Annotated in this window: 19 protein-coding genes; 13 read left to right on the top strand and 6 right to left on the bottom strand. The window is 46.8% G+C overall.

The features are described 5' to 3' along the window. Positions 1-60: 60 nt before the first annotated feature. Entirely contained in the window at positions 61-2,049 is a 1,989-nt protein-coding gene (locus tag ICN14_RS02830) for a DNA topoisomerase IV subunit B (RefSeq protein ID WP_216224652.1), read from the top strand. A 74-nt stretch (positions 2,050-2,123) separates the two neighbouring features. Further along, positions 2,124-4,496 (top strand): DNA topoisomerase IV subunit A, encoded by a 2,373-nt coding sequence (parC, locus tag ICN14_RS02825; RefSeq protein WP_216863220.1) that lies wholly within the window; start codon positions 2,124-2,126, stop codon positions 4,494-4,496. Between the two features lie 68 nt (positions 4,497-4,564). Here parC and ICN14_RS02820 read toward each other — a convergent pair whose 3' ends face one another. Next, positions 4,565-5,524, bottom strand: a complete 960-nt coding sequence (locus ICN14_RS02820) for an XdhC family protein (RefSeq protein ID WP_216224651.1) — start codon at positions 5,522-5,524, stop codon at positions 4,565-4,567. Between the two features lie 76 nt (positions 5,525-5,600). Between ICN14_RS02820 and ICN14_RS02815 the strand changes: the two genes are divergently transcribed. Beyond that, positions 5,601-6,251 (top strand): NTP transferase domain-containing protein, encoded by a 651-nt coding sequence (locus ICN14_RS02815; RefSeq protein ID WP_216224650.1) that lies wholly within the window; start codon positions 5,601-5,603, stop codon positions 6,249-6,251. A 4-nt stretch (positions 6,252-6,255) separates the two neighbouring features. Here the strand turns inward: ICN14_RS02815 and ICN14_RS02810 are convergent, their stop codons facing one another. The 3 genes from ICN14_RS02810 to ICN14_RS02800 are packed head-to-tail and all read right to left on the bottom strand — an operon-like array spanning position 6,256 to position 8,840. Next, the gene (locus ICN14_RS02810) at positions 6,256-6,714 is read right to left on the bottom strand and encodes a RidA family protein (protein ID WP_216224649.1); all 459 of its coding nucleotides are present in this window, start codon (positions 6,712-6,714) and stop codon (positions 6,256-6,258) included. Between the two features lie 59 nt (positions 6,715-6,773). Beyond that, positions 6,774-7,949 carry a VWA domain-containing protein gene (locus tag ICN14_RS02805; RefSeq protein ID WP_216224648.1) on the bottom strand — a complete coding sequence of 392 codons (1,176 nt, stop codon included), beginning with the start codon at positions 7,947-7,949 and terminating at the stop codon, positions 6,774-6,776. 33 nt (positions 7,950-7,982) lie between these two features. Beyond that, positions 7,983-8,840, bottom strand: a complete 858-nt coding sequence (locus ICN14_RS02800; protein ID WP_216181514.1) for a MoxR family ATPase — start codon at positions 8,838-8,840, stop codon at positions 7,983-7,985. 165 nt (positions 8,841-9,005) lie between these two features. On the opposite strand from ICN14_RS02800, the gene ICN14_RS02795 reads away from it, so the two are divergent. Further along, on the top strand, positions 9,006-9,371 hold the full coding sequence (locus tag ICN14_RS02795) for a cytochrome c (protein ID WP_216224647.1): 366 nt from the start codon (positions 9,006-9,008) through the stop codon (positions 9,369-9,371). Positions 9,372-9,388: 17 nt separating this feature from the next. Continuing rightward, on the top strand, positions 9,389-9,733 hold the full coding sequence (locus ICN14_RS02790) for a cytochrome c (RefSeq protein ID WP_216224646.1): 345 nt from the start codon (positions 9,389-9,391) through the stop codon (positions 9,731-9,733). Between the two features lie 89 nt (positions 9,734-9,822). Here the strand turns inward: ICN14_RS02790 and ICN14_RS02785 are convergent, their stop codons facing one another. Further along, positions 9,823-10,461, bottom strand: coding sequence for a GntR family transcriptional regulator (locus ICN14_RS02785; RefSeq protein WP_216224644.1), 639 nt, complete (start codon positions 10,459-10,461; stop codon positions 9,823-9,825). A 96-nt stretch (positions 10,462-10,557) separates the two neighbouring features. On the opposite strand from ICN14_RS02785, the gene scpA reads away from it, so the two are divergent. Genes scpA through ICN14_RS02745 form a run of 8 tightly spaced genes read left to right on the top strand, consistent with a single transcriptional unit; the run spans position 10,558 to position 19,702 of the window. Next, a complete protein-coding gene (gene scpA, locus ICN14_RS02780) occupies positions 10,558-12,753 on the top strand; it encodes a methylmalonyl-CoA mutase (protein ID WP_216863203.1) in 2,196 nt (731 codons plus the stop codon). Positions 12,754-12,775: 22 nt separating this feature from the next. After that, a complete protein-coding gene (meaB, locus tag ICN14_RS02775) occupies positions 12,776-13,801 on the top strand; it encodes a methylmalonyl Co-A mutase-associated GTPase MeaB (protein ID WP_216225002.1) in 1,026 nt (341 codons plus the stop codon). 9 nt (positions 13,802-13,810) lie between these two features. After that, positions 13,811-15,343, top strand: coding sequence for an acyl-CoA carboxylase subunit beta (locus tag ICN14_RS02770; protein ID WP_216224642.1), 1,533 nt, complete (start codon positions 13,811-13,813; stop codon positions 15,341-15,343). A 26-nt stretch (positions 15,344-15,369) separates the two neighbouring features. Then, the gene (accC, locus tag ICN14_RS02765; protein WP_216225001.1) at positions 15,370-17,394 is read left to right on the top strand and encodes an acetyl-CoA carboxylase biotin carboxylase subunit; all 2,025 of its coding nucleotides are present in this window, start codon (positions 15,370-15,372) and stop codon (positions 17,392-17,394) included. A gap of 8 nt (positions 17,395-17,402) precedes the next feature. Continuing rightward, complete coding sequence (locus ICN14_RS02760) at positions 17,403-17,867, top strand: VOC family protein (protein ID WP_216224641.1); 465 nt, start codon at positions 17,403-17,405, stop codon at positions 17,865-17,867. A gap of 17 nt (positions 17,868-17,884) precedes the next feature. Next, a complete protein-coding gene (gene tsaB / locus ICN14_RS02755) occupies positions 17,885-18,607 on the top strand; it encodes a tRNA (adenosine(37)-N6)-threonylcarbamoyltransferase complex dimerization subunit type 1 TsaB (RefSeq protein WP_255535932.1) in 723 nt (240 codons plus the stop codon). Continuing rightward, positions 18,600-19,145 (top strand): ribosomal protein S18-alanine N-acetyltransferase, encoded by a 546-nt coding sequence (gene rimI / locus ICN14_RS02750; RefSeq protein WP_216224639.1) that lies wholly within the window; start codon positions 18,600-18,602, stop codon positions 19,143-19,145. Before tsaB ends, rimI begins: the two co-directional genes overlap by 8 nt. A 2-nt stretch (positions 19,146-19,147) precedes the next feature. Continuing rightward, complete coding sequence (locus ICN14_RS02745; protein WP_216224638.1) at positions 19,148-19,702, top strand: hypothetical protein; 555 nt, start codon at positions 19,148-19,150, stop codon at positions 19,700-19,702. Positions 19,703-19,711: 9 nt separating this feature from the next. Here the strand turns inward: ICN14_RS02745 and lplT are convergent, their stop codons facing one another. Beyond that, entirely contained in the window at positions 19,712-21,031 is a 1,320-nt protein-coding gene (gene lplT, locus ICN14_RS02740) for a lysophospholipid transporter LplT (RefSeq protein ID WP_216224636.1), read from the bottom strand. Positions 21,032-21,090: the final 59 nt, after the last annotated feature.

The following is a 21,090-nucleotide window of genomic DNA, read 5'->3' as shown; positions in this document are numbered from 1 at the left end:
ATAGAGGGGTAATTCAGGAAAATTCGGGTTTTGCTTTACACATGACTACAATTTGCCCGCATGGCTACCCGTAAAACTTCCGAATACAGCGAATCATCGATTCAGGTCCTAAAAGGACTAGAGCCCGTCCGTCAGCGGCCGGGAATGTACACCCGCACTGATAACCCTTTGCACATCATTCAAGAGGTGCTCGATAACGCTTCCGATGAAGCTTTAGGTGGATTTGGTAAGCAAATCATCGTGACATTGCATACCGATAGCAGTGTGAGCGTGGAAGATGATGGTCGTGGAATTCCGGTTGGAATACATCCCACCGAGAAGTTGCCTGTTGTAGAAATCGTCTTTACTCAGCTCCATGCTGGCGGTAAGTTCGAAAAAGGTACTGGCGGTGCTTATGCATTCTCCGGTGGTTTGCACGGAGTTGGTGTTTCGGTAACGAATGCTTTATCTAAGCGCCTTGAAGTCACTGTATGGCGTGAAGGCCAAGTATCTACTTTGACTTTTGCTGATGGCAAGGTCATCGAAAAGCTCAAAACTAGTGCTGCTGGTAAAGAAGATAAAGCGCACGGGACACGTGTCCGCGCATGGCCTGATGGCAAGTATTTTGATAGTCCTGGCATCCCGATGCCTGAGCTCATTCGTTTGTTACGCTCCAAAGCAGTCTTGTTGCCTGGCGTAAAGGTAACCCTGATTCAAGAGAAGTCTGGCGAGAGTCAAACTTGGCAATATGCGCAAGGATTGCGCGGCTATTTAAATGAAGCGATGGCTCAAGCGGGCCATGGTGCAGAAGTAATTCCTCCGTTTGAGGGTGAGCAATACGCCACTGGTAATGGTGATGATGATTCCTTTGCTGAAGGCGAGGGCGCTGCATGGGTTGTCACCTGGACTGAAGACGGCCCACCAGTGCGTGAGAGTTATGTGAATTTGATTCCGACTCCGGCGGGCGGAACGCACGAGAGCGGATTACGAGAAGGCCTCTTTAATGCCGTTAAAGGTTTTATCGAGATGCATGCTCTTCAACCTAAAGGTGTGAAGCTCATGCCCGAGGACGTGTTTGCACGCGCCTCCTTCATTTTGTCTGCCAAGGTTTTAGATCCCCAGTTCCAAGGTCAAATTAAAGAGCGCTTGAATTCCAGAGATGCAGTGCGTTTGGTTTCTGGTTACGCAAAATCTGCTCTTGAGCTTTGGCTTAACGAGCATGTGGATTACGGTCGTAAATTAGCTGACCTAGTTATTAAACAGGCGCAAGCAAGAACACGCGCAGGCCAAAAGGTCGAGAAGAAAAAATCTTCTGGTGTGGCAGTCCTTCCTGGAAAGCTCACTGATTGCGAGAGCGAAGATATTGGTCTGAATGAAATTTTCCTTGTTGAGGGTGATTCAGCGGGCGGCTCAGCCAAGATGGGTCGCAATAAGGAATATCAGGCCATTCTGCCTTTGCGCGGTAAGGTTCTCAATACCTGGGAAGCAGAGCGCGATCGCTTGTTTGCGAATAACGAAGTGCATGACATTGCAGTTGCGATTGGTGTTGATCCGCATGGCGCTAACGATACGCCTGACTTGTCGAACTTGCGTTACGGCAAAGTGTGCATCTTGTCAGATGCAGACGTCGATGGTGCGCATATTCAGGTATTGCTACTAACTTTGTTCTACAAGCATTTCCCTAAGTTAATTGAATTAGGTCACATTCATATTTCAAGACCACCATTGTTTAGGGTGGATGCGCCAGCACGTGGCAAAAAGCCAGCGCAAAAGATCTACGCGCTTGATGCAAATGAGCTTCAAGCAATTGAAGATAAATTGCGCAAGGATGGCGTTAAAGAAACTGCTTGGCAAATTTCTCGCTTTAAAGGCTTGGGCGAGATGAGCGCGGAGCAATTGTGGGATACCACTTTGAATCCAGACACACGTCGCCTATTACCGGTGACTTTGGGTGCCTGGACTGAAGATGAAACGATTAAAACAATGGATATGTTGATGGGTAAATCCGAATCCGGGGCGCGTCGTGATTGGCTAGAAGAGCGCGGTAACGAAGTAGAGGCGGATATCTAATGGCGATTAAAAAAACTCCGGGCGGTACTGGTTCAGATGATCAAGCAGACTTGTTTGCAGGTGAGCCCATTGAAATGAATATTGTTGAAGTAGATGAGCCCATTGCTGCTCAAGCGGGTGGCCCTAAGGATCCACACGATCCTAAAATTGTTGAACTCAATGAAGATGACAAAGACAGCCTAACGCTGGCAGTCTACGCAGAGCGCGCTTATCTTGATTACGCAATTAGCGTTGTTAAGGGTCGTGCTTTACCGGATGTATCGGATGGTCAAAAGCCGGTGCAGCGCCGTATTCTGTTCTCGATGAGCGAGATGGGCTTACGCGCTGATGCTAAGCCGGTGAAGAGCGCTCGTGTTGTAGGTGATGTATTAGGTAAGTTTCATCCGCACGGTGACCAATCTGCTTATGACGCATTAGTGCGTCTTGCCCAGAGCTTTTCATTGCGTTACCCATTGATCGATGGTCAAGGTAACTTTGGCTCACGTGATGGTGACGGCGCAGCGGCAATGCGTTACACCGAAGCGCGTTTAACCAAAATTGCCGGTCTCTTATTGAGCGAGATTGATGAAGGTACGGTTGATTTTGCGCCCAACTACGATGGATCTTTCCAGGAGCCTAAGCTGTTACCAGCACGCTTGCCATTTGTTCTCCTGAATGGGGCATCTGGTATTGCCGTAGGTATGGCGACTGAGATTCCTTCGCATAATCTACGTGAAGTAGCTAGTGCAGCAATTGCTTTAATGAAGTCTCCAAAAATGAGTACTTCAGAGTTGTTAGAGATCATGCCGGGCCCTGACTATCCAGGCGGCGGTCAAATTATTTCTTCCCCAGCAGAGATTGCGCAGATTTATGAAGCAGGTCGCGGCAGTCTCAAAGTGCGTGCCCGTTGGTCTGTCGAAGAATTGGCTCGTGGTCAGTGGCAGATTGTGGTCAATGAGTTGCCGCCATCGACTTCATCACAACGCGTACTGCAAGAGATTGAAGAAATTACTAATCCGAAGGTCAAGGTTGGTAAGAAGACCCTAACCCCAGAGCAGAGCAATCTCAAATCCACTATCTTGAATGTGCTGGATGGTGTTCGTGATGAGTCCAGCAAAGATGCTGCCGTGCGCTTGGTATTTGAGCCCAAGAGCAAGAATATTGATGTCAATGAGTTTGCGAACTTATTACTCGCTCACACATCACTAGAGTCTAATGCGCCAATGAACTTGGTGATGATTGGTACCGATGGTCGTCCACGTCAAAAGGGTCTCAAAGAGATTATTTCAGAGTGGATCTCTTTCCGGGTTGGCACTGTTACTCGTCGTACTCAGCACCGCTTAGGTAAGGTGAATGACCGCATGCATATTTTGGAAGGGCGCTTAATCGTTCTTCTCAATATTGATAAGGTCATTAAGATCATTCGCAATAGCGATGAGCCTAAGGCTGACCTCATTAAAGAATTCAAACTCAGTGATCGCCAAGCGGAAGATATCTTGGATATCCGTTTGCGTCAGTTGGCTCGCCTTGAGGGCATCAAGATTGAACAAGAGTTGAAAGAGCTCAAATCTGAGCGTGACGATCTTGAAGGTTTGTTGCAGAGCGATACCGTTCTCCGTAAGCGCATCATCAAAGAAATTGAATCCGATATGAAGGATTTTGGCGATGATCGTCGCACCTTAATTCAGGAAGATAAGCGCGCTGTTGCTGAAACTAAAGTATTGGATGAGCCAGTAACAGTCATCGTGTCTCAAAAAGGTTGGGTGCGCGTACGCCAAGGCCATGAGCACGATGCAACCCAGTTTGGCTTTAAAGCGGGCGATGCTCTCTATGGAACATTTGAGTGCCGAACAGTCGATGTGATGCAAGGTTTTGGTAGTGATGGCCGCGTCTATACCGTTCCGGTTAGCGAGTTGCCTGGTGCCCGTGGTGATGGTTCGCCATTGACCAGCTTTGTGAACTTAGCTGCTGGATCACAAATGGTGGCTTACTATGCTGGCCAGCCGGATGATTTAGTACTCATTTCTACAAGATCAGGTAACGGCTTCCTTGCAAACGTTGCAGATATGACTACCCGTAACAAGGCTGGTAAATCTTTCGTTGGCATCGATAGCAAGTTCCCAGGTGGTGATGCACCGCTTGGAGCAGCCAAAGTAACCGCCGGCATGAAGCAGGTGGCCTGCCTATCTGAAAGTTCTAAGTTATTAGTATTCCTACTGGATGAGCTTAAGCGTTTACCTACTGGTGGTAAAGGCGTCATTCTGATGGGATTGGATGACAAAGAGAAGTTGGCATCTGCAATTGCAGTCGGTCCTGATGGCGCTACGTATTCTGGTGCTGGACGTGCTGGTAAGCCAACCGAGTTAAGTCTGGATGCGAAAACCCTAAAATCGTTTGCAGGTAATCGTGCGCGTAAGGGCCATTTCGTAGAGCCAAGACTAAAAGATGGAAAGCTCAAGGCAAACTAAGTAGCAAGCCTAGCTTGGTAGAAGTTCAAAAAACCCGGTCATTAACTGATCGGGTTTTTTGTCTACGTTTAAACCTTTTTAGGAATTGGTACGCCGTACTTCACGGCAATCACTTCAGCCAAAATGGATACAGCAATTTCAGGTGGCGTCAAAGCGCCGATAAAGAGACCAACAGGACCGTGGAGACGCTCTACCTGTTCTTGTGTCACATCAAATTCTAATAAGCGGGCTTTGCGTTTCTGGGTATTGATTCTGCTGCCCAGTGCGCCAACATAAAAAGCGGGTGACTTTAATGCCTCCATCAAGGCCATGTCATCGAGCTTGGGATCATGCGTTAAAGCAACTACCGCGGTATGAGAATCAACGCCAATTTCTAGCAATACATCATCTGGCATGCCCTTGATAAACTGAATATGCTCGCGATTGATGCCTTCTGCATACTCTTCACGAGGATCAATGACAATGACTTCAAAGTCAGATGCCAGGGCAAAGTCTGCCGTATAGAGCGATAGTTGCCCCGCACCAATGATGACCATGCGCCAACGAGGACCATAAGTGGTTTTCATTAATTGCTCATCGCAAATAAATGCCTCATTACGGTTACCGGATTCAAGCGTAGATTTACCGCTCGCAAGATCAACTGTGCGGGAGGTAATTTGGTGATTGGAGATGGAGGCCAGAATGGCTTCCAGAATCGCCAATTCTGGTTTTGGTTCAACGAGCAGGCGTAGTGTTCCGCCACAAGGCAAACCAAAGCGCGCGGCCTCTTGCTGACTAACGCCATAGACCACCATCTCTGGCAAGTCTCTGGTCAAGATTTCAGTTTGAACCCGACGAATCAGGTCATCTTCGACGCACCCACCAGACACTGATCCAGTAACCTGTCCATCACCTCGAATAGCCAACCAAGAGCCGATAGGCCGTGGGGCGGAACCCCAGGTTTGAACTACTGTAGCGATGGCAACAGGGTGGCCAGCCTTGAGCCAGTCAACGGCGGCTTTAAGTACGCTTAAATCAGTGCTGTTCATTTCTTAGCTTTAATTTCTTATATTTAATTTTTTGTATTTATTATTTTCTTCTAGCAATGTAATTATTATCACCTTAATGACAAGTTCTAGCCCGTCTCCTCAAGCCTCACCTTTACGCCTTGCCGTGCTCTTGCTAGCAGCGGGAGAGGGTAGTCGTCTAGGTACGCATCCCAAAGCCCTGCTTCGCAAGGACGGTCAGACCCTGTTGGAGCTATTTTCAAGCGCCATTCAAGGATTTGCCCCAACTGAATACATCGTAGTGACTGGCTTTCATGCGGGAGCGATTGAGTCCGAGATCGCAAAGTTGAATGCCTCCTTGGCTCATCCAATTGAAGTCATTCAAAATCCTGCTCCAGAAAAAGGTCACGCTTCATCAGTTCGTCTGGGGATCGAATCCCTTAAGGGAGAATTTGATGTCTTACTGGTCGCACTCTCAGATCAGCCTAAGATAGGTGTGAGAGAAGTTCAAGAGCTGCTTGATGCATTCCTCAAGCGAGAGAGCGGCGTGGAAATCATTCTCCCAATGGTGGAAGGTAGACGCGGTAATCCTGTGCTCTTTTCACGAAAAGCGATATCAGAGGTCCTTGCAAATCCTGGGATGGTTTGTCGGGAATATATGGATACTCATACCGACCAAGTGAGGAATCTGCTAACTAGTAATAAGGCATTTGTAATGGATGTCGACACACCGGAAGACATCCAACAACACAAATTAAGCCTAACTTAGTTTTTTAAATCTCGGCAATCAACTCGATTTCAACGCAAGCACCCAAAGGGATTTGCGCGACACCAAATGCGCTACGTGCGTGTTTGCCAGCATCGCCAAATACTTCAAAAAGCAGTTCTGAGCAGCCATTCACAACCAAATGTTGCTCAGTAAACTCAGAGGTGGAATTGACTAGACCCATGACTTTCACAATACGTTTCACTTTGTCTAGAGAGCCCAAGTGATTTTGTAAGGTGGAAATCAAATCAATCGCAATTGACTTAGCTGCAGCTTTGCCGGTCTCTGTATCCATGTCTTGACCAAGCTTTCCAACCCAAGGCTTGCCATCTTTTTTGGCAATGTGGCCAGATAGGAAAACAGTGTTGCCAGAAGTGGCTGCCATGACATAAGCAGCAGCAGGGGGTCCAGGCGGAGGTAGGTCAATACCAAGAGTTTTAAGGCGATCGCTTATATGGTTTGTCATAGGTTTTTACTAAGAATTTAAAAAAATAGATGCAGGTGGTTAAGGTAAATCTTACTGGATTACTTTGACAGTTGACGCATGGCATTTTCAAGGCCATTCAAGGTCACGGGATACATGCGGTCTTTCATCAAACCCTTCATGATATCGATGGATTGCCGGTACTCCCAGATGGATTCCGGCTCTGGATTGAGCCAAGCAAAATGAGGGAAGTGATCAATCAGGCGATTGATCCAGGCGGCCCCAGTTTCGCGGTTGTTGTATTCCACTGATCCGTTAGGGCTCAGAATTTCATAAGGAGACATCGTGGCATCTCCTATGAAAATGAGTTTGTAGTCGGGGCCATACTTATTAATGATGTCCTGAGTAGCTGTTACCTGGTCCCGTCTGCGTCGATTGCTTTGCCACAGGTGTTCATATACGCAGTTATGAAAGTAGTAATACTCCAAGTGCTTGAACTCAGTTTTGACAGCAGTAAACAATTCAGAAATCCGCTGGATGTGGTCATCCATCGATCCACCGACATCCATTAACAATAAGACTTTGACTTGATTGTGACGCTCAGGACGCATTTGGATATCAAGCATCCCTGCATTTGCAGCAGTGGAGTGAATGGTCTTATCGAGATCTAACTCTAGATTGGAGCCTTCTCTAGCAAATCGGCGCAAGCGACGCAATGCCATTTTGATATTGCGTGTCCCTAGGCTGAGATCGCTGTCGTAATCTTTAAACTCTCGCGCTTCCCAGACTTTAATGGCCGTTCGATTGCCAGCACTTTCACCGCCAATCCGAATGCCCTCTGGGTGATAGCCGCTGTGACCAAAAGGCGATGATCCACCGGCGCCAATCCATTTATTGCCGCCACCGTGCCATTCCTTTTGTTCCTTCATGAGTTCTTGAAGACGTTTTTGCAATGCCTCGGGACCGCCTAACTTTTTGAGTGCCGCTTTTTCTTCTTCAGTTAATACGCGTTGTAATTTTTTCTCAAGCCAGTCCAGTGGAATGTCAGGGGCTAAGGCCATGATTTGCTCTACGCCATTGAAGTAAGAGCCAAAGACTTGATCAAATCGATCAAAGTGTTGCTCATCCTTTACCAATGTCATGCGCGCTAATTGATAAAACTCATCAATCGATGGCTCAATCACGCCTTCCTTTAAGGCTTCCAATAGCGTTAAAAATTCTCGAACAGAAACAGGCACCTTGGCCTCTTTGAGCTGGAGAAAAAATTGAATCAACATGATTCAGCTATTTGAGTGTGGAAGTGCTTGAGATTAGCGGTGATTGCGGTTCATCATGACAAGGCGTTCAAACAAGTGAATGTCCTGTTCGTTTTTAAGAAGTGCGCCATGTAGTGGTGGAATCGCAATCTTGTCTTCGTTGCTATAAAGCGCCTCAGCTGGAATATCTTCTGCTAGCAATAGCTTTAACCAATCAATTAATTCAGAGGTAGAGGGCTTCTTCTTGAGGCCGGGCAAAGATCGAATTTGATAGAAGGACTTAAGAGCCGCATCAAGCAATTCTTGTTTGATGTTGGGGTGATGGACATCCACAATGCTTTGCATGGTTCCAGCATCTGGAAATGAGATGTAATGAAAAAAGCAGCGACGCAAAAATGCATCCGGTAATTCTTTTTCATTATTTGAGGTAATGATGACAAGAGGGCGGTGCTTAGCCTTAATAAGCTCTCTTGTTTCGTATACATAGAACTCCATACGATCAATTTCTCGTAAAAGATCGTTTGGAAATTCGATGTCCGCTTTATCAATCTCATCAATTAAAAGTACAACCGGTTCATCTGCTTCAAATGCTTGCCAAAGGACGCCCTTAACTATGTAGTTGCGTATGTCATTTACTTTTTCATCGCCAAGCTGGGAGTCTCTCAGTCGGCTAACCGCATCGTATTCATAGAGTCCTTGCTGTGCCTTGGTGGTTGATTTGATGTGCCATTGCATCAGGGGCATATTCAATGCTGCGGCAACTTCCTCAGCCAGCATGGTCTTGCCTGTGCCTGGTTCACCCTTTATTAAAAGAGGGCGCTGTAGTTGAATTGCGGCATTTACCGCTAATTTCAGGTCATCAGTAGCTACATAGCTTTGGGAGCCATCAAAGCGGGATTTGGTCTTAGTCATTTCTAGGGCAATCAATTTGTCTTCAAATAGCGTTCTAGTATAGGTAATGGGGGTGATATTTTCAGTGTTTTTACTGATTTCAAGCTCTGGAATAGTGAATCTTCTCCTGTCTCCGCTATACTCTCTCCAAATTGATTTAAATCAAACTTGTTAATGATGATTTCTATGAAAAAACACCTCATTCTTTCCCAATTAGCCCTCTGCGCTGGCTTGGCTTTTGCTGGTTTTGCTGCTCAAGCTCAAGATGTCAAAGGTTCTGCCCAGGCTGGACAAGGCAAGGTTTGGCTCTGTATTGGTTGCCACTCCATTCCTGACTACCGCGCTGACTATCCTTTGGTGTACAAGGTTCCAATGCTAGGCGGCCAAAATGCTGCTTACATCGCAAGTGCCTTGTCTGCTTATAAGAAGGGCGAAAGAAAGCATCCAACGATGCGTTCAATTGCTGCCAGCTTGTCTGATCAGGACATGGCCGATCTTGGCGAATACTATGCTGCGCAAACTGCCAGCTCACCAAATAACCCATTGAAGTGATATTTAGAGGCACGTTTATGAAATTCGCACTAATTACCGCCATTTTGTTATCCAGTATTGGCCTGGCTCAAGCTGCTAGCGCTGAAAAAGGTCAAGCTCTTGTAGAGAAGGCTAATTGCGCCTCTTGCCATGGTGCTGGACTCAATGCACCGATTTTGCAGGCTTACCCTAAGTTGGCTGGCCAGTATTCTGATTACCTCTACTACGCATTAAAAGCGTACAAAGTAGGCAATGGTAATGCTCAGTACGGTCGTAATAACGCCATTATGGGTTCCCAAGTTCAGACTTTCTCCGATGCAGATATGCACGACATTGCAGCTTATATCGCTTCATTGCCAGGAAATTTCGTAGTTAAGAAGTAATCTAGATATTCTTGTCGTATAAGCAAAAAGGCTTAGGTTAATTACCTAAGCCTTTGTTCTTTATGGGCTTTCGGGTTTTCCTAGGCCCTTTATTTTGTTGCCTCAAGCCCTCTAGTGAGGTGTTTGCGCATAGCTAGATCTGCAGCCAAAGGATCTCTTTTGAGAATTGCCTGAAGAATCTCGCGATGCTCTACGAGTGAACTTAATAAACGTCCACTTCTAGTCAAAGAATCTCGTCTTTGGAGCTTTAGGACCTTACGAAGGTCCTCAATCACGCCATTCATCCACTTATTGCCAGCGATTTCCTGGATCAGATCATGAAATTTGACGTTAATCTCAAAGAACTGGTCCGTATCACGGTCTGCTGCAGCTTTTTCTAGGCGGTGATGTAGGTTATCGAGCTGGGTTAGCTGTGCTTCAGTTGCCTTAATTGCTGTCTCTTTTGCAGCTTGACCTTCTAGTAGAGAGAGGACGGTAAAGATTTGCTCTAGATCCCGGCGATCAACTTCGGTGACATAGGCGCCTTTATTCATCTTCGTAGTCACCAGGCCCTCAGAGGCCAACACCTTGATGGCTTCTCGCATTGGTGTTCGTGAGATGCCAAAGGCGATTGCCAAGCTTTGCTCGTCAAGCCAGCTCCCAGGCGCTAGTTCATGGGAAAAGATCTGCTCGCGTAGTCGCTCAGCTACGTCTTCGTATAGGGGCCTATTAATTAGTTTTGTATTCATAATTATGTATACAGTATCTAGACAAATTTAAAAAAGTCAAGCAAAATAGCCCTACAAATTTAGTAACAATGCAATAAAGCCAACCGGGAGTGCTTTATGAGTACGAGTGAAAAAAAGTCAGCATCGAATTCATCCAATACCTGGCCAAATGTGCCGGATAGCAATTTAGATGCTTGGAAAAAATCAGCCCAGAAGTCAGCGCCGAATGGTGATGTCGATAAATTAGGTTGGCAAACGCCTGATGGTATTCATTTAAAGGCTTTGTATACCGCCGAAGATACTGAAGGTCTCCAATACACACATTCATTACCGGGATTTGAACCATTTGTTCGTGGGCCACAGGCAACGATGTACTCAGTACGCCCATGGACTATTCGTCAATACGCTGGTTTCTCAACTGCAGAAGAATCTAATGCGTTTTACCGCAAGGCGCTAGACGCAGGTGGGCAAGGTGTTTCTGTTGCTTTTGATTTGGCTACCCATCGCGGCTATGACTCTGATCATCCGCGCGTGACTGGCGACGTTGGTAAAGCTGGTGTAGCAATTGATTCTGTAGAGGATATGAAGATTTTGTTTGATGGCATTCCGTTGGACAAAGTTTCTGTTTCTATGACGATGAACGGTGCTGTATTGCCGGTACTGGCTGGTTACATTGTTGCCGGTGAAGAGCAAGGCGTTAAGCAAGAGTTGCTATCAGGCACGATTCAGAATGACATTCTGAAAGAGTTCATGGTGCGTAACACTTACATCTACCCACCAGAGCCTTCCATGCGCATCATCGGTGACATTATTGAATACACCGCTAAGCACATGCCGAAATTTAACTCGATCTCGATTTCGGGTTATCACATGCAAGAGGCTGGCGCGAATCAAGTTCTCGAATTAGCATTCACATTAGCTGACGGTAAAGAGTATGTAAAAACTGCCTTGGCCAAAGGCTTGGATGTTGATGGCTTTGCTGGCCGCCTTTCATTTTTCTTCGCTATTGGTATGAACTTCTATTTAGAAGTTGCCAAGTTGCGTGCTGCACGCCTCTTGTGGTGGCGCATCATGAAATCCTTTGAGCCAAAGAATCCAAAGTCACTGATGTTACGTACACATTGCCAAACATCTGGCTGGTCTTTAACTGAACAAGATCCGTACAACAACGTTGTTCGTACAACGGTTGAAGCCATGGCTGCAGTATTTGGCGGCACACAATCCTTGCATACGAATTCATTTGATGAAGCGATTGCTTTGCCATCCGAATTCTCTAGCCGTATCGCCCGTAACACCCAGTTAATTCTTCAAGAAGAAACACATATCACTAGCGTGATTGATCCATGGGCCGGTTCTTACATGATGGAGAACCTCACCCAAGAGATGGCGGATAAGGCTTGGGAAATTATTCAAGAAGTTGATGCCATGGGTGGAATGACCAAAGCTGTGGAAAGCGGTTGGGCTAAGCTGAAGATTGAAGCTGCAGCCGCTGAGAAACAAGCCAAGATTGACTCTGGCTCTGATGTCATCGTCGGCGTTAATAAATACAAGCTCGGCAAAGAAGACTTAGTTGATGTCTTGATGATTGATAACGATAAGGTTCGTGAGAGCCAAGTTGCACGATTAAAAGATATCAAGGCGAAGCGCGACTCCAAAAAAGTTGAGGCTGCTTTGGAGGTATTAACTAAAGCTGCAGAAGAAAATACAGGCAACCTATTAGAGCTGGCTGTTCAAGCCATTCGTTTGCGCGCTACGGTTGGTGAAGTTTCTGATGCATTAGAAAAAGTTTACGGGCGCCATCGCGCCGATACTCAAAAGGTGACCGGTGTGTATGCAGCTGCTTACGACTCAGCAGAAGGCTGGGAAAAATTGAAGGTAGAGATTGCTGATTTCGCAAAAGACTTTGGCCGTCGCCCACGTGTGATGATTGCGAAGCTTGGCCAAGACGGTCATGATCGCGGTGCAAAAGTAGTTGCAACTGCCTTCGCAGACTTGGGCTTTGATGTGGATATTGGACCGCTGTTCCAAACTCCGGAAGAGTGTGCTCGTCAAGCAATTGAAAATGACGTGCACGCTTTAGGAATTTCTACTTTGGCTGCAGGACATAAGACTTTGGTCCCGGCTATTATTGCTGAGTTGAAAAAGCAGGGCGCTGACGACATTATTGTTTTCGTTGGTGGCGTGATCCCAAGACAAGATTACGACTTCCTATATGAGGCTGGCGTGAAGGGCATTTATGGCCCAGGCACTCCAATTCCAGCGTCAGCTAAGGATGTGCTTGAGCAGATTCGTAAGTCTGCAAAGCCAGAGTAATTTACAGATCGAAGACATCAGCATGCTAAACGCAGTTGACCAAGCTTTGGTGAATGATCTCACCGGTGCGCCTTCATCGGCGCAGCGTCGGGCCTTGGCCAAGATCATCACCTTGCTTGAATCTACTCGCATGGATCATCGCAAGCGTGCAGATGAGGTGCTTAATACCTTATTGCCAAAGACCGGCAAGTCATTTCGTCTGGGAATCTCTGGTGTACCTGGAGTTGGCAAATCCACTTTGATAGAGACTCTCGGTTTGTATCTGATTGAGAAGGGGCATCGCGTTGCCGTTCTGGCCATTGACCCTTCTTCTAGCTTATCTGGCGGTTCCATATTGGGCGATAAGACCCGCATGGAGAGGTTATCGGTATTAGATAAGGCCTTTATTCGTCCGAGCCCATCATCTTGCACATTAGGCGGCGTAGCTGAGAAAACGCGTGAAGCAATGTTGGTTGCTGAAGCAGCGGGATTTGACGTTGTGATTGTTGAAACTGTAGGCGTAGGCCAAAGTGAAATTGCAGTTGCCGGTATGACAGACATGTTTTTGCTATTGCAATTACCCAATGCTGGCGACGACCTGCAGGCGATTAAAAAAGGTGTCATGGAGATTGCCGATCTGATTATGATCAATAAGGTTGATATCGATCCAGACGCTGCCATGCGCGCGCAATTATTTATTACTAGCTCTCTGCGCCTTTTGGGTTTCCAGGGCAACCCCGATCATGCTTCACACGATCAGGAGTATTGGCATCCTACCGTCATGACGCTGAGCGCTCTAGAGGGTAATGGCGTACCTGAGTTGTGGGAAAAAATTCTGCATTTTCAGAAACTACAAAACGCTAACGGCAAATTGCAATCCCGCCGCAAACAGCAGTCTGGAGCATGGATGTGGGATCGCATCGATGCGGGCCTTAAAAATGCCTTTCAGAATCATCCAGCAGTACAAACACTTTTACCGGGTCTGAGTGCTGAGGTAAATCAAGGAACCATGGCCGCTTCTGTTGCTGCGAGACGTTTGCTCGAAGCAATGGGACACGAATTTTTCTAAGGAGTAGTTATGAAGGACATCATTCAACAGCTTGAAGCAAAGCGTGAACTTGCCAGATTAGGTGGCGGACAAAAGCGTATTGCTGCTCAACATTCCAAAGGCAAACTTACTGCACGAGAGCGTATCGAGCTCTTGCTTGATGCTGGAACCTTTGAAGAGTGGGATATGTTCGTTGAGCATCGCTGTCATGATTTCGGCATGGCTGATCAGACTGTTCCGGGTGATGGTGTTGTAACTGGTTACGGCATGATTAATGGCCGCTTGGTATTCGTATTCTCACAGGACTTTACCGTCTTAGGCGGCTCTCTTTCAGAAGCGCATGCGGAGAAGATTTGCAAGATCATGGATCAGGCCCTCAAAGTAGGCGCTCCGGTGATTGGCTTAAATGACTCTGGTGGCGCACGTATTCAAGAGGGTGTTGCTTCATTGGGCGGCTATGCTGAGATTTTCCAGCGCAATGTGACTGCCTCGGGCGTTATTCCGCAAATCTCTTTAATCATGGGTCCATCAGCTGGTGGCGCTGTATATTCACCAGCCCTTACTGACTTCATCTTCATGGTGAAGGATAGTTCTTATATGTTCGTGACTGGTCCGGAAGTAGTAAAGACCGTAACGCATGAGGATGTTACTGCAGAGGAGTTGGGTGGTGCGGTAACTCACTCCACCATCTCAGGTGTTTGTGATTTGGCTTTTGACAATGACGTTGATGCCATCATGATGCTCCGTCGTTTCTTCAATTATCTGCCTTTATCCAATCGTGAAAAGCCACCCATGATCAATGGGGCGCAGCGTACTGAAGAGCCTGATTTCTCGCTCGATACATTGGTGCCTAGCAATCCAAACCAGCCTTACGATATGAAAGAGTTGATTGAGAAGATTGTTGATGATGGCGAGTTTTTTGAACTCCAGCCTGATTACGCGAAGAACATCTTGATCGGTTTTGCGCGCATGGAAGGTCGCTCGATTGGTATCGTTGCAAACCAGCCTTTAGTTTTGGCAGGATGTTTAGATATCAAGGCATCTATTAAAGCCGCTCGTTTTGTACGCTTCTGCGATGCCTTCAATATTCCCGTTGTGACCTTAGTTGATGTGCCTGGATTTATGCCGGGTACATCACAAGAGTATGGCGGCATCATTAAGCATGGTGCGAAACTGCTTTACGCTTATGCGGATTGCACCGTTCCTAAGGTAACCCTTATTACTCGCAAAGCCTACGGTGGTGCGTATGACGTGATGGCCTCTAAGCATTTACGTGGCGACGTTAACTTTGCCTGGCCATCAGCTGAGATTGCAGTGATGGGCCCTAAAGGTGCTGTGGAAATTATCTTCCGTGAAGAAAAATCGGATCCAGCAAAAATTGCCGCACGTGAAGCTGAGTACAAAGCCAAGTTTGCAAATCCTTTTGTAGCAGGTCGACGTGGCTATATTGATGATGTGATCTTGCCGCATGAGACACGTAAGCGTATCTCACGTTCTTTGGCAATGCTGAAAGATAAAGAGCTCACAAACCCACCACGTAAACACGGCAACATTCCCCTCTAAGGCGCCGATAAATCATGACTACGAAAATGTTTAAGAAAATTTTGATTGCAAACCGCGGTGAGATTGCTTGCCGTGTAATGAAAACCGCTAAAAAGATGGGCATTAAGACGGTTGCCGTCTACTCTGAAGCCGATAAAGAAGCGCGTCATGTACAGATGGCTGATGAAGCGGTTTGCATTGGACCAGCTCCATCACGCGAATCCTACTTGGTAATGGATCGCATCATTCAGGCTTGTAAAGATACTGGTGCTGAAGCAGTTCATCCAGGTTACGGCTTTCTTTCTGAAAACGAACAGTTTGCTAAGCGCTGCGAAGAAGAAGGTATTGTATTTATTGGACCCAAGCATCAGTCGATTGCAGCGATGGGCGACAAGATCGCCTCGAAAAAGCTGGCTCTTGAGGCTAAGGTTAATACCATCCCTGGCTACAACGAAGCGATTGATACAACTGAAGAAGCAGTCAAGATTGCCCAAGGAATTGGTTACCCGGTGATGATCAAGGCATCAGCAGGCGGTGGTGGTAAGGGCTTGCGTGTTGCATTTAATGATAAAGAGGCTGCCGAAGGCTTTGCTGCCTGTAAAACAGAGGCAATGAATAGCTTCGGCGATGACCGTATCTTCATTGAAAAGTTTGTCGAAGGCCCACGCCATATTGAGATTCAGGTTCTGGGCGATGCACATGGCAATGTGGTGTATTTGGGCGAGCGTGATTGCTCGATTCAGCGTCGCCATCAAAAGGTGATTGAGGAAGCTCCATCACCATTTATTGATCCGGCAACCCGTAAGGCAATGGGTGAGCAGGCCGTTGCGTTGGCAAAGGCTGTGAACTATCAATCCGCCGGTACAGTCGAGTTTGTGGTTGGTAAAGACAAGTCTTTCTACTTCCTCGAAATGAATACCCGCTTACAAGTTGAGCATCCAGTAACCGAAGGTATTACCGGCTTAGATTTAGTTGAGCAGATGATTCGTGTAGCTGCTGGTGAAAAGCTGGCATTTAAACAAGAAGATATTAAGCTTGATGGTTGGTCAATGGAGTGCCGTATTAATGCGGATGACCCATTCCGTAACTTCTTGCCATCTACTGGCCGATTGGTGAAATATCGTCCACCAGAAGAGTTGGATGGTGTGCGGGTAGACACTGGAGTGTACGAGGGCGGCGAGATCCCGATGTACTACGACTCGATGATTGCGAAGCTGATCGTTCATGGCAAGGATCGCACTGAAGCAATTGAGAAGATGCGCTCTGCACTGAATGATTTTGTCATTCGTGGCATTCATTCGAATATTCCTTTCCAGGCTGCGCTTTTGCAGCATCCACGATTTGTCTCAGGAGACTTCACGACCGGCTTTATTGCTGAAGAGTATCCAGATGGTTTCAAAAAGGATTCTGTTCAGCCGGCTGATCCTAAGCGTTTAGCAGCTTTAGCGGCATTTATGCGCTATCGCTACCTCGAGCACATCAAGATGATTGATGGTCAATTGGCTGGCCATGAAATGACCATTGCGAAGAAGTTTGTAGTGGTTACTGGCTCAAGAGTAGGTTCAAGCGAAGAGATTAAAGAGATTCCTGTTCGCGTTGATCTGAAAGATGGTGTCTACTCTGTCTATATTGAAGAGCAGGGTGATGTTAGCCGTTACAACATCGTTAGCAATTGGCGTCCAGGCGAGCTTTGCTTGCGTGCAACCATTAATGGCACACATAAGATCACTGCTCAAGTTGAGCGTAAGGGCGTTAAATACGCACTCGTCTTAGATGGTGCGCATTACGAATGTATGGTCTTAAGCCCCCTAGGTGCTGAACTTCAACGTCGTATGTTGGTTAAGGTTCCGCCAGATACTTCTAAGCTAGTAATGTCTCCAATGCCTGGTCTGTTGACCAATATTTCCGTCAAGGTTGGTGAAGCAGTTACTGCTGGTCAGAAATTGGCCGCCATTGAAGCAATGAAAATGGAAAACACACTCGTTGCTGCACAAGATGGCGTCGTTGCTGAAATCTGCGCCAATGTTGGCGAAAGCTTAGCGGTCGATCAATTGATCATTCGCTTCGAATAAGGCTAGCTATGACTAAACCATTCAAGATTTTGGGAATTCAGCAAATTGCTATCGGTGGCGAGAATAAAGACCGCCTCCGTAAGCTTTGGGTTGAGTTATTGGGCTTTGAATACAAGAGTACTTTTGTCTCTGAGCGTGAAAACGTTGATGAAGATATTTGTGCCATCGGCAAAGGGGCCCATGAGATTGAAGTTGATCTCATGCAACCTTTCGATATTGAAAAGAAGCCTGCTGTTCACCAAACACCTTTAAATCATATTGGCTTATGGGTTGACGACCTACCAAAGGCTGTTGAATGGTTGTCAGCGCAGGGCCTGCGCTTTGCTCCAGGCGGCATTCGTAAGGGTGCTGCGGGGTATGACATTACCTTTGTTCACCCTAAAGGCAGTGAAGAGTTTCCGTTTTGTGGCGAAGGCGTATTGATTGAGCTAGTTCAGGCTCCACCAGATATCATTGCGGGTCTGAGTTCATAGAATCTAGAGAGTCCAAATTGACCCGTATATTGGCCATCGACACCTCCTCAGCTTGGTGTTCGGTGGCTTTATCTTTACCTGATGCCGCGCCTTTAGTTCGCCACCAAAAAGTGTCGGCTGGCGCTAGCCAACTCTTATTGCCTTGGGTTGAAGAGTTGTTATCCGAAGCTTCGATTGAACTTTCTTCTCTAGACGCGATTGCGATTGGTAATGGTCCCGGAGCCTTCACTGGAGTGCGCTTAGGTGTAGCTGCTGTTCAGGGTCTAGCCATAGCGGCAAGGCTGCCAGTTTTACCTGTAGCGAGTCTAGATGCAATTGCTATTCAACTCATTCAGACGCCTGCGTTTATTTCTTCAGGGGCTCAATCATTTGTCATTGCAGTTGATGCCCGCATGGAAGAGGTTTATTGGGCTAGCTACAAGATTATGGCCAATCAATTGCCCCAGCGTCAGGGAGAAATACACCTGACGCCACCAGAGGGAATAGAGCTTGTGAATATCGAGTTCATTGCTGGTAGCGCACTTACTGAGTTTGGGGATCGTGTTTTTGCGAATGCTTCAAAACCCTTTGCCACTAGCCAGCTTGATTCAGCCATTGGGGTGAATGCTCTAGGCGTTTTGGCTTGTGCTCAGGAAATGTGGGGTAAAGGTCTTCAACAAGACGTGCATCTACTAGAGCCTCTCTATATCCGTAACAAGGTGGCATTAACCTCTGCGGAACGCAGTCAACAACATGGTTGATAACACTCATTCTTTGCACTCTAGTGCCGAAGGTATATCGGAGCTCTCATTTCTACCGATGACCGTGGCAGATTTAGATTCTGTACTGGCGATTGAATCTGTTTCGCATATTCATCCTTGGACAAAAGGCAATTTCTCAGATTCACTTGCCGCTGGGCATTGGGCTTACTGTGTCAGACCCCAATTGGAAGATGCGGTAAAGGGCAGCTACTTAGATCCGGAAGTTCTCTGGGCCTATTGCATTTTATTTCCAGCCGTAGATGAGTTGCACCTTTTGAATATCACCGTCTCTCCAAAGTTGCGTCGTTTAGGTATTGGCATAAAAATGATGAATGCAATCGAGGGTGTAGCTGCGCAGCAAAAAATGCCCCGGATTATTCTTGAGGTTCGCCCAAGCAATGAGGCGGCTTTAAAGCTCTATCAAAGCCTAGGATATAAGCAAATTGGTTTGCGCAAAAACTATTACCCGGTTGATGCAGCAAGCGGATTGCGTGAAGATGCTCTGGTTTTGGCTAAATCGATTAAGCTTGAGGCATGAATATGAGTACAAATTCTGCCTTTCTAAAAGAAATGGGTATTACTGAGTGGACTTCACGAGACGCGGCTCCAGAACAAGCCCATGTGATGGTGGCTGCAGAAGTGACTACCCAGCAGGCTGATCCAATCGCAACCGCAGCTCCCGTTGCCCCGGAAACACGTGAACGAATTTCTTCTGGAATATGGTGGTTTTTTGGCAATAAGCCTCAGGGTGATGCCGAAGTACTTTTTCAGAACATCATTCGCGTTCTTGGCTTAACCCCACAAGAATGGTCTTGGAAAAATCCAGCCGACAAGCTCAATCCGGAATTGTTGCCGCAAGATGGAACACCCATAGTTGCCTTAGCTTTTGGTGGTCCAGCGGCTCAAAAATTATCGGGTGAGCGTGACGCACTACCAGAACTTCGCGAAACCGTTTTAGCTATTAATGCTGATGGTGCAGAGGATCTGCCACTGATTGCTACTTTTGAGTTAAATCAATTGATCGCTAGGCCAAAGGATAAGGCGCTATTTTGGCAGGATCTCTTGCTTGCTAAATCGGTATTGCAAAATATCTAAGCATTGCGCTTAGTGCTTATGCTCACCAATCAAATGCATTGAGTCGTATTCAGCTTGATTGGCAGCATGACGTCTAATGACTAGCCACATGATTGCGCTTACAGCGACACCAAAGCCAATAATTACCGCCTGAATCGGCGCATCTAGCCAAATTAATCCAGAGTAGATTAAGAGCATCATCAATACTGAAATATTTTCATTAAAGTTTTGTACGGCAATAGAGTGACCAGCAGACATCAGTACATGTCCGCGATGTTGAAGTAGTGCGTTCATTGGCACTACAAAGTAACCAGCAAGCCATCCAACCAATATTAATAAGAAATAGGCTGGTAATAGGTTCAAGGAGATTTCAAACTTGCCGATAGTCCAGAGTGTTGTGTTGGGCAACATATCTGAGTTGTAGATTGCCATGACGCAGACCACAAGACCCATGGCAATGCCGTAAGGAAGAACTTTGAGGGAGCTACGAAGTGGAACGCGCCAAGCTGCCCACACAGCCCCACCTGCGACACCAAATGCCGAGATTGCCTGGAGAATAGCTCCCTGTGACAAGCTCATATGCAGTGCAACTTGAGCCCACTTAATCACAATAAATTGGAGGGTAGCGCCGGCACCCCAAAATAGAGTTGTCACTGCCAGGGAGATCTGTCCAAGACGATCATCCCAGAGTGTTTTAAAGCAAACAGCAAAATCCTTTACCAACTCGATTGGATTGGTTTTCTGAGACTCGTAGCGCGCCCCAGTGTCCGGAATGCGTAAATTGATCAGGGCAGCCAACACGTAAATCACCATGATGATCATGATGGCTGATTCTGCTGCAGTATCGATGCTGGTCTCAAGAATAGGCATGTCAAACCCCAAAAGGGTTTGGGAAACAGACTTGCTAATAAGGACACCCCCAAGCACCGTACCCATAATGATCGAGCCAACAGTGAGGCCCTCAATCCATCCATTGGCTGCCACTAGCTTCTCTGGGGGAAGTAACTCAGTCAGAATGCCGTATTTAGCTGGTGAGTAGGCAGCAGCCCCAAGACCAACAATGGCATAAGCTAGTAAAGGGTGGCTGCCAAAGAGCATCACCACGCAACCAACAAACTTAATCGTATTGGTAATGAACATGACATTGCCCTTAGGGCGGGAGTCAGCAAAGGCCCCCACAAAGGCTGCCAGCAATACATAAGAGAGAACGAAGAATAATTTGAGTAAAGGAGTCATCCAGGCCGGAGCGTTAAGCTGGACCAAGAGGGCGATTGCTGCGATCAGCAATGCGTTATCAGCAAGCGACGAAAAAAATTGCGCCGCCATAATGATGTAAAAACTACGGTTCATTCGTACAATCTAGTCATTAATGTAATTAAAACATGAAAGGAGGGGTGGATATGAGCTCG

It is taken from the genome of Polynucleobacter sp. MG-27-Goln-C1 (assembly GCF_018881905.1).
GTDB lineage: Bacteria > Pseudomonadota > Gammaproteobacteria > Burkholderiales > Burkholderiaceae > Polynucleobacter.
The sequence above is the reverse complement of the archived record's forward strand: the minus strand, read 5'-3'. Positions and strand labels throughout refer to the sequence as shown.